Source organism: Aestuariibacter sp. A3R04 (assembly GCF_018860805.1).
Lineage (GTDB): Bacteria > Pseudomonadota > Gammaproteobacteria > Enterobacterales > Alteromonadaceae > Alteromonas.
In genome coordinates this window covers 1-12,809 of record NZ_JAHKQR010000003.1, presented here as the reverse complement: position 1 = coordinate 12,809, position 12,809 = coordinate 1, and the positions used below count along the sequence as shown (strand labels likewise).

Here is a 12,809-nt window from a genome sequence, read left to right as displayed (position 1 = left end):
TGAATCATGACAACAAAGGTACTGGTAGTAGACGATTCTGCTCTGATCAGAAATTTATTAGGCGAAATCATCAAAGGCGAGGAAGATTTGACCCTGGTGGGCGCGGCACCAGACGCCTTTGTCGCAAAAAAAATGGTGCAGCAGTTTTCTCCTGATGTAATCACGCTGGATATTGAAATGCCGAAAGTAGACGGCTTGCGATTTCTCGATGTGTTGATGAAAGCTAAACCAACGCCGGTGGTTATGATTTCAACACTCACTGAAACTGGTGCTGATGCCACCATGCGGTCGCTGGAGCTTGGCGCCATCGACTTTATACCCAAGCCTAAACTGGGTGTGGTGCAGGGCATTGAAGAATATCGACAGCTTATATTGGATAAGATCAGAACAGCAGCAAAATCAAAAGTGCGTAAACAGCGCACGACGGTGGCGAAATCTACATCAGCCCTGACCTATTCCAGTACAGAGAAGATCATCGCCATCGGCGCTTCTACCGGAGGAACAGAGGCCATCAAGACTATTGTGGAGTCTCTTCCCGCCAATGCGCCCGCAACTGTGATTACCCAACACATGCCACCAGGGTATACCAGTACTTTTGCCCAGCGCCTGGACGGAGTTAGCAGGCTTAAAATCGTTGAAGTAAAAGGAGACGAACGCCTGTTACCCGGACACGGGTACCTCGCGCCGGGAGACAGGCACATGGAAATTGTCAGAAGCGGCGCTGACTATCGCATAAAGCTCAATGACGGAGAAAGGGTCAGTGGACACCGCCCCTCAGTGGACGTAATGTTCAATTCTCTGGTAACGTCAGCAGGTGCCAATGTGGTGGCAGCATTGCTAACAGGCATGGGAAGAGATGGCGCTGATGGCCTGCTGGCACTCAAACAACAAGGTGCATATACCTTCTGTCAGGATGAAGACTCTTGTGTGGTATTCGGTATGCCCAAGGTTGCAATTGCACTGGGAGCGCCAGCAAAAGTGCTCCCCTTAGACAGTATTGCGCAGGCGATGGTAACGCAACTTGAAAAGATGAAAGCGGGTAGTCGACTTTAGCGTATTGTGTAAAGTCACTAAGAAAAAAAAGCGCTTGATTTTTAATCCAATGGATAATACACAAATGTCACTATTGTCCTAAAATAACGATATTGCGCATTTCTTGGTTACTTTTTATGTGCGCTTTTTTATTTAGCAGATAATACTTGCAGCAATGGAATAATGGCAAATACTTATCACTATTAGTTTCCAGATTGTTCGGAGGTAAGGATGGCAGTTCCACTCTTAGTGGCTGATGACTCTCGTTTATCCAGACGAAGTGTTATTAAAGCACTTCCACCTGAATTAACGTTTTCGATCACCGAAGCGGTAAACGGCCGGGAAGCAATCGAACACTTACAGTCCGATTCTTTCAAGCTGTTGCTTTTAGACCTTACGATGCCAGAAGTTGATGGCGTTGGCGTATTGGAATTCATTTCTACCCATGCCGTGAATATAGATGTCATTGTTATTAGTGCTGATTTCCAACCGGAAAAACAGCGTATTGTCTTAGAGCTTGGCGCAAAGAAGTTCATCAGAAAACCCTTGGACAGCGAAGAATTAGCGATGACTTTGTTTGAGTTGGGGTACTTATGAACGGCGTTACCACACTTACTGAAGATCAACGAGATGCACTACAAGAGCTGATGAATATATCCATGGGACAAGCCGCTAACTCGCTGGCACATCTCATTGAAACCAAAATAGGCATCTCCATTCCCAAAATTTCTTCGGTCACCCCCCCCGAACTGTTTGGCATGATAAACCGAAGTGACAACGCATTTTATACCCGTCAATCCTTCCTCGGTGACATTCAGGGGGAAGTGATGTCTGTGGTTTCAAGAGACGGCCTGAGCGAAGTGGCAAATTTATTGGAATACGAAGCCCCCCTTAGTCAGTCAGATATTGAAGAAACCATTCTGGAACTGTCGAACATTCTGGCCGGCGCCTGTCTTGCCGGGCTGTCCAGTCAGCTAGAGCTGGCAACCAATCTGAATATGCCTACGTTATTCTCACCCAAAAAGGCCTCTTTTGTGGAATTAAACTGGCAGCACAGTCTCGTTATGGAAGTGCAATTTGATATTGAACTCTCGTCGTTTTCCATGCGGGTGGTATTCTGCCTCGATCGTGTATCACTGGAAAAGCTGACCGCAACTATAGATGAATTGCTCGGATAATGTTTGAGCAACTGGTTGGAAAGCTACCTGTTGGGATCTGCGTCGTTAACGAGCAATATGAAGTTGTTTTCTTAAATGACTTTTTTGTCGATAGAATGGACGCGAACTTAAGAAAAGACTATCAGGATAAAAATGTCACCGATATTTTTCCTGCACAGGCAAAATTCTTACGTCGTAGGATCAAATCGGTTTTTGTTCTTCAACACCCGAGTTTCAGTTATTGGGAACAACGACCTCATATTTTCCCGTTTAACAGTAGCCGTCCTATTACCGGAGAGGAAACACAGATGTTCCAGAACATGGAAATCGTGCCCCTGTCATCATCAACACACGGTAAGTTGGCATGCATATTTTTACAGGATGTGACTGCACAGGCGAGTTACTATATCGCCCAGCAGGAGTTATCTAAAGCACTAAAAAGAGAACACGAAGAACAATTAAAGCTCATTAAGAAACTGGATTCGGCACAAAGCCAGCTAATCCAGGCTGAAAAAATGGCTTCCACAGGGCAATTGGCTGCGGGCATTGCCCACGAAATAAACAATCCCATTGGATTTGTATCTGCTAACCTCGATACCCTAAGACAATATGGCGAACACTTAATATCCATTGGGGAGAAGCTTGCTAGCCACAGTCCTGACGCTGACACGACAACCCATAAACTCATTCAGCAATTACTGGAAGCCCACCACTTCGATCTCTTGCGGGAAGACATGCCTCCCCTTATTGCTGAATCCTGTGAAGGGTTGACCCGGGTCCGGGACATTGTCGAAAATTTAAAACGGTTTGCACTCGAAGAGAGTTCCGGCTGGCAACTGCTCAATTTAGAGGACGCTATTAATCAAATGCTTGAGTTAGTGGCAATTCAGTACAAAAACCCTGTGTACAAAGCCCAAATAGAGCCCAAAGGACTGAAACTTTTTTGTGAGCCAGGGGGAATTAAACAAGCACTAATGAATATTGTCATTAATGCCGCTCAATCTGTAACGGGGGAAGGCTTTGTCAAGATTATCGCCAAACAGGATGACACCGCGACATACATTAAAGTGCTCGACAATGGCTCAGGCATTGATGCTCGTCATATCAAAAAGATATTTGACCCGTTTTTTACCACAAAACCAGAAGGTCTGGGGCAAGGTCTGGGTTTATCAGTGGCCTATACGGCAATAGAAAAGCACAACGGGCGAATTTCAGTAAACAGTAAGCTCGGAAAGGGAACCGTTTTTGACATTTCCTTGCCTTTGCAACAACCCGAAGACAGCGATGAATTAGTTGTAACCTCTGCCTAAGCCGTTATTATGTTTGACCTTAACGCCCAATAAGGTTTCACAATTACCCATGCAACCGGCTGTTTTTGTTCGACGTCCAGTTCTTAACCTGATAATTTTCTCGTTCTTAGCGTACAGTGTTCATGCCAACGGGGCTGACTGGCCTGCTTTATACAACACATTTATTGACAAGGTTCGCAATGATCCTCAACAGGTCCTTGACGATCTGTCTGAACTACAGTTTGCTGACGCCGAGCATATTGCCATAACAAGTTACATCAAAAGCCGCGCTTTCGGCGCGCTGGCCTTACATGAAAAAGCCAGGGTTTCCGCACGTGAAGGCCTTAGCGTCCTTCATGATGACAACAGGCCTTTGTATCACTATCTTCAACTGGCCCGTGCTGAAGCATTTGACGGTCTGGGAATGGCACAAGCCGTCATCGATGACGCGCGTCACTCTCTCAATTGGGCTCGCGCGCAAAACGATCCTGCTTTGCTCAACTACGCGCTTAGTGTCAATGGCTATTTGCATATCACGCTAAGCCAGTTTACCGAGGCGCAAACACTTTTCCAGGAAGGCTATCAGCGCCCGTCGGAAAAACCCAAAGCGTGGCATGAAGCGGATTTCGCCAGCATGCTTGCACTGGTTTATGAATACCGCCAGGAATCAATACGCGCCATTCAGTTGTACGAACAAGCAGAGGCATATTACCGAGAACATGAGATCCAGCTCGAACTCGCCAACACACTCTTTGGTCTTGGCAAAAATACTATTGGACTCGGCAACAGTGATAAGGGCCTGCGCTACTTATTGGAATCCGCCGACATTGCGTTGAACATTCGCGACCTGCAAGGCGCTGCATTCAGTTATGAAGCCATCGCTTCAGTACTCATTGAAAAAGGCATGTCCGCTGAGGCAGTGCCGTTTCTCGATGACGCTCTGAGCCTGTTTTCTCAGGCCGGTAATCCCTTTATGCAAATTAAAGTACTGGTTGAACAGGCCAATGTGTTTATTCAAAATGAGCAGGCAGAGAACGCTTTACCTCTTCTCTCAGAAGCGGCCAATCTCGCGTCTGGCGAATCCTTTTTACAGCAAAAAATTGCGATAGCGGATACCCGCTCCCGCGCACAAGCAAAACTCGGTGATTTTGAAGCTGCTTATGCCTCACAACTAGAGAGTCAAAACGAGCGTAGATTATGGCTGGAACAGGTTAATGACCAGCGTATTCTCGAACTGCAAACCCGCTTTGAAGTCCAGCAGCAAAAGGTGCAAAACGCACTGCTTCAGGAACAAAATTTGCGCCAACAAAACTTGTTGGAAAACGAACAGAAAGTGCGTCAGTACACCATCATTGTGGTACTGCTACTCTGTTTAATTTCAGCATTACTAGCCTGGCTGTACATAAACAGTAAGCGACACCAGAGGCACCTGGAAAAGCTGGCGAACAGCGACGGGCTAACGAGGCTGCTAACGCGAAGAAAAACAATGGAAGATGCCGAGCAGCAGTTTCAACTGGCCCAGCGGCACAATGCGCCATTAACTGTGGCAATCATTGATTTGGATCACTTTAAACACGTCAATGACACGTTTGGACACCAAACAGGCGACGACGTACTACGCGAATTCGGCAAGCTGGCACAGACACATTTTCGTAAAACAGATGTATTAGGGCGGATCGGCGGTGAAGAATTTCTCTTTGTTTTTCCTCACACATCAGCGAATACCGCAACAACAATGCTAGAGAGATTTGCCAAAGAAGTCAGTGCGATTCCGCATACATTGGCAGTAGAGAAACTCGTAGTCACCCTTTCTGCCGGACTCGTGGAATGCGAGAACTACAGCGGCCTTAAGCAGGTCATCGCTTCAGCCGACCATGCCCTTTACGAGGCAAAAAAGGCAGGCAGAGACAGAATTATCGTGGCTCAGTCATCACAGGAATAGCAAGCATGCCTCCTTCCCCTTCTTCTCAGACCTCAGGAAAAGGGTTGATATTATCCCGGCGGATAATCTCGCAAGGCAATAAGGACCTTATAGAATTATGGTTGGCCACAGACAGCGGAGCCGTTCGTTTGCTGACGCCGCCACAGTCGAATGTGTGTTTTGTTAAAACTGTGGATTACGACAAGGCATTGCACCTTATACAGGCTCACAACCTGGCGGTAAAAACTGAAGAAACCACGCTAAAAACGCTTGATCAACACACCACTGTCTTACTCCGAAGCGCCAACGAGCGAGTACAATCAGCACTTCGTCGCCTGGCTTCGGCCAACGCACTGGTACTACACGAAGCAGATATAAAATCTGTCGATCGCTTCCTAATGGAACGCTTTGCGTACGGTACCGTAGCGTACACTGGCCAGCGAACGCCACAGGGTGTAATCAATGCTAGAGTAAAAGGCACACAGTTCAAACCCAGCTTGCGCTCAGTGTCCGTGGACATCGAATGTGATGAAAACGAAAACCTGTATTCTATCGCTGTGGTCGGCGACACCTGTCAGCAAGTACTGTTGAATATTGAGAATACTCAGTGCCCTACCACGTCAACAGACACATTCCAATGTTATTGTTTTGACAGTGAAAAAGCGACCCTGGCTGCATTTGAAACGCTTATCAACGCGACTGACCCAGACGTGATACTCGGCTGGAATATTAAACAGTTTGACTTTGCTGTACTGAGCAGAATTGCTGCCAGGCATAATATGCAGTTGAAGCTTGGGCGTCACGGTGCCTTGCTTAATGTAAAAGCATGGAGTGATAGTGCCCAGGTGACGATTGACATACCCGGGCGCTGTATTATCGACGGTATAGAAGCATTGAAAACCATGACGTATACGTTCGAGCGATTCTCGTTAGATCACGTGGCCAATGTACTTTTAGGTACAGGGAAACTCATTAGCAGTGACGATCAGCTAGGCGAGATTAAAGCGCTTTACCACCGGGATCCACTCACTCTTTGCCAATACAACTACCAAGATTGTGTTCTCGTCAATCGCATTGCCCAGAAAACCCGCATGATTGATTTTTTAGTATTACGTGGCACATTGACAGGTTTGGATCCGGGTCGCCCTGGTGGTTCTGTAGCCGCTTTTATCAACGTTTACTTGCCCAAACTTCATCGCGCGGGATATGTCTGTGGGGTGAGACCTGACAACGGTGGCTTGGCCAGCCCCGGAGGTTATGTTATGCCCTCGCGTCCTGGCCTCTACGACAACGTACTGGTGCTGGACTTTAAAAGCCTGTACCCGTCCATTATTCGAACCTTTCTCATTGACCCACTGGGCCTTGCTGAAGGTCTGCGAGACAGTACTAACACTGTGGAAGGTTACAAAGGCGCTCGCTTTTCTCGCCAGTTTCACTTTCTCCCCGATATTATCGCGAATTTGTGGTATCAGCGCGATGAAGCTAAAAGAGAAGGCGACAGCGCCCGCTCGCAGGCAATAAAAATTATCATGAACTCGTTCTATGGGGTCCTAGGTAGCGGAGGCTGTCCGTTTTACGATCCTCGCCTCGCGAGTTCCATTACCATGCGCGGGCACGATATCATGCAAACTACGGCCAATTGGATAAGAGCTGAAGGCTATGAGGTTATCTATGGTGATACCGATTCGATTTTTGTCCATATCGAAAAAACATGCAGCACCTCTACAGCAAAGCAAACAGGCGAGCAATTGCAGGAATTGGTAAACCGAAAATGGCAGCAAGAATTGGCGAATAATTACAACCTTGAATGCCACCTCGAAATTGAATTTGAGACCCATTTTTCCCGCTTTTTTATGCCCACTATCCGGGGGTCGGAAGAAGGCAGCAAAAAACGTTACGCCGGTCTGGTGGAGAATGACGGGAAAAGCGAGCTCATTTTCAAAGGACTTGAAAGTGTACGGTCTGATTGGACACCTCTGGCGAGGCAGTTTCAGGCACATCTTTTTCGGCAGGTTTTTGCGAACCGGCCGGTAGATGACTATATTAAAAGTACACTAAGCGCGCTTCGCGAAGGCAAGTTAGATGATCGTCTGGTATACGCTAAGCGTTTGCGAAAGCCGCTAGCTGACTATGACCGCACCCAACCACCTCATGTAAAGGCAGCGCGACAAGCAGATGCTCGCAACGCGGACCAGGCAAAACCACTTCGCTATCAGCACCGCACCACAGTGCGCTATATCATGACGCTAAGTGGCCCCCAGGTAACAGAATACGTAACATCGCCAATAGACTACGAACACTATGTTGAAAAGCAAATACGCCCCATTGCTGAAAGTATTCTGCCTTTAACAGGCCAACAGTTCGAAGATATCAACAACCATCAGATGGGACTCTTTGACAATAGTTGAAAGCCAATGGGGAGCAAAGCGCCCCACGATAACGATCAAAAAGTACTGGCATTGTGATGAATTATCGCTGATGATGATATTTAACCACCACAATCAGCATGCTTCGGGCAACACGGCATCTCCAATACATTATCATGCAGTTTCAATTAGGTGAATGGCAGGTTTCACCCGCCGACAACACGTTAATTAAAGGCAGGATCAAACGTACTGTTGAGCCCAAAGCCATGGATGTTTTGTTGCTGCTCTGCCAGCATAGCTCTGAAGTGATCAGCACTGACCGTGTTATTGAACAATGTTGGCCTGAAACAGACATTGGTGATAACCCCTTGCACAAGGTTATCACCCAGTTGCGCCGTGCACTAAATGATAAAGCCAATGCTCCTCAATATATTCAAACCGTGCGAAAACGCGGCTATCGCATTGTTGCTGAGGTAACGTTTCCGCCACAGGAGAAAGATCGGGCAGCAAAAACGGTGTGGCACGGCAAATCGCCTTTCCCTGGTTTACAAGCCTTTACCGAAGCACAGGCAGAGGTATTTTTTGGCCGCTCAAGTGCCGTCAATCAGTTGCTATCACGTGTAGAGCGTCAACGTAAGCAACGTCAGATGCTCACTCTTATCCTTGGCCCCAGTGGCAGTGGTAAAAGTTCTTTGGTGTACGCGGGCTTACTACCACGTTTAAAGCATCCTAAAGGGTGTGCGGGTATTCGTGTGTTATCTGATGCCCGACTGGATGCCGCAGATATCGTGTCGGGCAATATATTTCTGGAACTGGCATGCGTACTGATGGATCTTGAAATCGACGACCAGCCTATTTTTTCTGGATATAGCAGTGAGCAACTTGCAGGACAACTCGAAAACGAGCCGGAACAAGTTAGGCAACTTTATGAGCAACAGATAAAACGAGAAGTGTCCGGCACTGCTCTTCTCCCAGCCTGCCTGTTGGTTGTTGATAAACTGGAAGCGATATTCGCAGATAAAACAATTCCCGCTGCCACCAAAAACCAGTATTTTCAGTGCCTGAATTGTCTTGCCGCTGGAGACAACTTTCTCATCTACCTGATATGCCGTAACGACTTTTATCCCGACATTTCAGCATTTGATGCCCTGATGCAACACAAAAACACCGGTTCTCATTTCGATTTACAGGCACCTACAGGCGTAGAAATTGGTCAAATGATTCGCCTTCCTGCCTTAGCAGCTGGGTTAACCTGGGAAATACATCCCGAAACAGGTGTCAGCCTGGATGAGCAACTTTCCATTGATGCTGTAAATCACGCAGACGGTCTGCCTTTGCTGCAGTATACGCTTCAGCAACTTTACCTGCAAAGAACTGCTGACACCTTACAATACGCTACCTATGACGCCCTTGGCGGCGTGGAGGGCGCCGTAGGTGTGCGAGCCGAAGCCCTCTTTACCGCCCAATCCAGAGCAGTTCAAGCGGCTTTCTCATCAATAATGTCTCATATCATTCGCGTAGGACAGGGAGGAGAGCAACTCACAAGTACATCGGTTCAGTGGCAAAAGTTAACGACACAGGAGGAGAAGACTTTTGTAGAAGTCATGGTAGACGCCCGTCTTTTTGTGTCGCACCTCCATCAGGGAAAGGCATGCTTCAATGTTGCCCACGAAGCCCTGTTGCGTCGGTGGACCCGGGTTACGACCTGGGTGGCAGAACATCAGCAGGCACTTGCTATAAAAGCCCGTGTCTACCACCAAGCTATGCAATGGATTGCCGACAATCACAGTCGTGCCTTCCTCCTTTCTCCGGGAAAACCACTTGATGAAGCAAGATTACTCGCAGCGCAGAGATTGATTCCTCTGGATAGTGATGAACTAGCCCTTGTGCGCGCGTCTGAAAAACAAGCTTATAGAAAAAAATGGTTCCGCCGCTCTACCCTTATTGCCTTGGCGGCTTTAAGCGTTGTATCTTTCCTTTCTATGCTAAGCAGCATGCAAGCCCAGTCATTAGCAGAACAGAAAAGACTTGAAGCGGAAAATTTGATGGGTTTTATGATTGGAGACTTTGCCGATACCCTTCGCAACGTCAAACGCATGGATTTGCTCGAAGGGATCAGCGAGAAAGCACTGAGCTATGTCGAGCAGTCCATCCGAGTACGAGAGCAATCTCTATTCCTCCCATCGCCACCACTACCGAGCTTCAACCTGAGATTACAACACGCGCTGTCCTTACAAGCTTCAGCAGAAGTTAGTTACTACAGGGACGACGCCGACAAAGCGGAGCGCCTTTATCAGGAGGCTGGAAAGCGTTTAAACGCGTTACTGGCAGAGTTTCCTGCACACACCGACTTACTCGCCGCAAAAGGGGTGAACGCTTTTTGGCTTGGCCACTTAAGTTATAAAAAAGACGACTTGGATGACGCTAAAACCCATATGCAAGAATATCTGTCTACCAGTCAAACTTCCCTCGCCCTCAACCCCAACAGCATAGACGCTCAGTATGAAATTACTTACGCCTACAATTCACTCGGCTCAATCGAGCTAAAGCAAGGAGAATACCAAAGAGCACTTGAACATTTCCAAAAAGCGCTGGAATTGCGACTTGCCCTTTCTCAAACCAATACACCGCCGCCGTTGATTGACATAGCTGATACTCGGTCCTGGATAGCATCATCCCTCATTCACATTGGAAATTATCAGGAAGCATTAAACAATTACCAAGAGGCGGAAGCGTTGGTGGCCACGGCACTTGCAGAAACACCAGATAACGCAAACGCTCTGGAAACATTGGCATATATAAAGACGCAGTCTGCGGAGTTATTGTATTTCACGGCGAAACGGCGCACAGTGCTAGAAAAACTTGAAGAGGCCGACGAGGCATTGCGAAAGATGCTAGCCCAAGATCCATCCAACAGCAATTGGCTCGCAGATAAACGCTATGTGGCGATGTTCAAGTTGCGCGTCGCTTCTGAACAGTTAATCCCCACTGAAATTGCACAACTCCGCAAGCGGGCAAGGGAGTTATATACAGAGCTACCACAAGATTCAGCGGAGAATGCCATATTACTTCAAGCAACAGAGGTGTTCCACAATTTACAATTGTGGCAGTGGAGAGATGAAATTATTGATGAATTGGGTGATAGGCTTTCATTGGCTGACACACAAAATTACGACGATATCTACAATGCAGATGACGCTATGCGTTTCATCATGAGCGCCGTTCGCCAGGCTGTTCATCACCAACAATACGAAGTACAGCGAAACTATTGTGAAAAGCTGATACACATTAGTAAGTACACGCTATCGCGAAGTAAAATCCCGACCGCATACATCGCTAAGGTATTTGCTGAGACTTGCACGAATAAAACCGAAGACGTTACAACAACTTCTGATCAGTTAGATTCTTACTCTCTACTTGCACCGGCAATGCCGGACTTTATCGACCAGGGAGTAACACCATGACAACCAGCACAAGCATTCCATTTACCGTATCAGTAGATACTACGACGAATCCAGCAACCTACACCATATTCGACAGCCAAGGAAAGATTGTCACCAAACCGACGAAAGTAACCTCACCAAATACCGTAATTACATACACGTTGAACAGTGACAGTAGTGATCTCAGTTTTATAGCACCTATTGTTAACGGTGATCCTGCCCACAATTTACAAGTATCCATCGCTAAGAACGGACAAACACTGACGATTATAGACAGCGACGGCGATGCAGAAACCATTTGCGTACAACTCGTCACCGTAAGAACAGCTGCTAAAATGGTAAGTCCTGATCCTCAGATAAAAAACCGACCCGGTCAGAACTAACCCTAGGCGACTATAAGCAAATCTGATTTCGGCCAGCTTCCTTTGCCTTGTACAATAACGAATCAGCAGCTTCTATCAGACTGCTTGCTGATTTGTATACATTGCCTTTCTGGGTCACAACACCTGCACTGACTGTGATAAGCGGCTCTATTTGTAATGTTAGCTCCTGGAACCGAAGCTGAGCAATATGTCGCTGGATACGCATGGCCAGTAAATGAGCTGTATGAGTGTTACAGTGAGGAAGTATTAAGGCAAATTCTTCACCACCGTACCGCGCAGCAATGGCATCGCGATGTGGCAAACTCAACTGTATCGTCTCTCCGATCCGTTTTAGGCATTTATCACCGGCAACATGTCCAAACGTGTCGTTTACATGCTTAAAGTGGTCTACATCAATCAAAACCAAACTCAGAGGCACTGACTCTCTGATTGACAGTTGCCATAAACGCTGGAGTTCCTCGGTAAAATAATGACGATTCGCCAACCCAGTCAACTGGTCGGTTGTGGCTTTTCGATGTAACTCGTTGTGCTCAGCTTTGTGTATAGTCAGATCGTGTAATACACAAAAATACAAAATATCTTCCGGGCCTTCCTGTACTTCAATTGGCGAGATAGACAAATCCACAAGAACCTTGCCACCGTCTTTGCGACGCAATGCCACTTCTCTTGGCTGAACACTGATGGCAGTAGCGCTTTCTTTATCGCTAGTGGCGTGAGCAACGAGTTGTTGTTTTAGAGAATCATTTGCGTGATAGAAAAACTCCGCAATATCATCTCCCAACAACTCTACTCGACTGCCTCCCAGAAGAGTTGAGGCCAACACATTTATCATTTCAATATGCCCTGCGGGCGAAAAAACCAGTACGGCTTCATTGATAAAATTAATCATGCGGGCAAGTGAAGCATGCGGGTATACCGGCATTTCAAACAAAGAAAGATCTTTTTTCATAAATCGGCGTCCACGTAAATTTAAATTCCACGGACATAGTAGGTATTTTTCGACCGCCTTACCTTCTGCAAACCTTCCCATCTAAACAATTGAATTGAATACAATAATTAAGATATCTGTCAGTTAGAAAAACAGTAAACAAACGGAATATTTTACGTTTAAAACGCAAGCAAACTTCAAGTGGGCTTTTTCGTGTATTTGCCATCGCTTCGCAATGCGCCGGTGACGATTCACTTCGTGACGAGAACGACTCTCACATGGGGGTGAAG

The 12,809-nt window shown here is 46.9% G+C and carries 9 protein-coding genes; 8 read left to right on the top strand and 1 reads right to left on the bottom strand.

Going from position 1 to position 12,809, the window contains the following annotated elements; genetic code table 11:
• Nucleotides 1-6: 6 nt before the first annotated feature.
• The 8 genes from KO518_RS04985 to KO518_RS04950 all read left to right on the top strand — a co-directional run bounded on the left by KO518_RS04985 (nt 7) and on the right by KO518_RS04950 (nt 11,591).
• Nucleotides 7-1,053, top strand: coding sequence for a chemotaxis response regulator protein-glutamate methylesterase (locus tag KO518_RS04985; RefSeq protein WP_216024749.1), 1,047 nt, complete (start codon nt 7-9; stop codon nt 1,051-1,053).
• A gap of 210 nt (nt 1,054-1,263) precedes the next feature.
• Nucleotides 1,264-1,629, top strand: coding sequence for a response regulator (locus tag KO518_RS04980; RefSeq protein WP_216024748.1), 366 nt, complete (start codon nt 1,264-1,266; stop codon nt 1,627-1,629).
• Nucleotides 1,626-2,210: a chemotaxis protein CheC gene (locus KO518_RS04975; protein WP_216024747.1), complete on the top strand. Its 585-nt coding sequence runs from the start codon at nt 1,626-1,628 to the stop codon at nt 2,208-2,210. Before KO518_RS04980 ends, KO518_RS04975 begins: the two co-directional genes overlap by 4 nt.
• On the top strand, nt 2,210-3,499 hold the full coding sequence (locus KO518_RS04970; protein ID WP_216024746.1) for a sensor histidine kinase: 1,290 nt from the start codon (nt 2,210-2,212) through the stop codon (nt 3,497-3,499). The genes KO518_RS04975 and KO518_RS04970 overlap by 1 nt, the downstream gene beginning before the upstream one ends.
• Nucleotides 3,500-3,548: 49 nt before the next feature.
• Nucleotides 3,549-5,420, top strand: coding sequence for a GGDEF domain-containing protein (locus KO518_RS04965; protein WP_216024745.1), 1,872 nt, complete (start codon nt 3,549-3,551; stop codon nt 5,418-5,420).
• A gap of 5 nt (nt 5,421-5,425) precedes the next feature.
• Nucleotides 5,426-7,807, top strand: a complete 2,382-nt coding sequence (locus tag KO518_RS04960; protein WP_216024744.1) for a DNA polymerase II — start codon at nt 5,426-5,428, stop codon at nt 7,805-7,807.
• 134 nt (nt 7,808-7,941) lie between these two features.
• Nucleotides 7,942-11,229, top strand: a complete 3,288-nt coding sequence (locus KO518_RS04955) for a winged helix-turn-helix domain-containing protein (RefSeq protein ID WP_216024743.1) — start codon at nt 7,942-7,944, stop codon at nt 11,227-11,229.
• Nucleotides 11,226-11,591: a DP-EP family protein gene (locus KO518_RS04950; protein WP_216024742.1), complete on the top strand. Its 366-nt coding sequence runs from the start codon at nt 11,226-11,228 to the stop codon at nt 11,589-11,591. The genes KO518_RS04955 and KO518_RS04950 overlap by 4 nt, the downstream gene beginning before the upstream one ends.
• A gap of 10 nt (nt 11,592-11,601) precedes the next feature.
• Here the strand turns inward: KO518_RS04950 and KO518_RS04945 are convergent, their stop codons facing one another.
• A complete protein-coding gene (locus KO518_RS04945) occupies nt 11,602-12,540 on the bottom strand; it encodes a sensor domain-containing diguanylate cyclase (RefSeq protein WP_216024741.1) in 939 nt (312 codons plus the stop codon).
• Between the last annotated feature and the right edge of the window lie 269 nt (nt 12,541-12,809).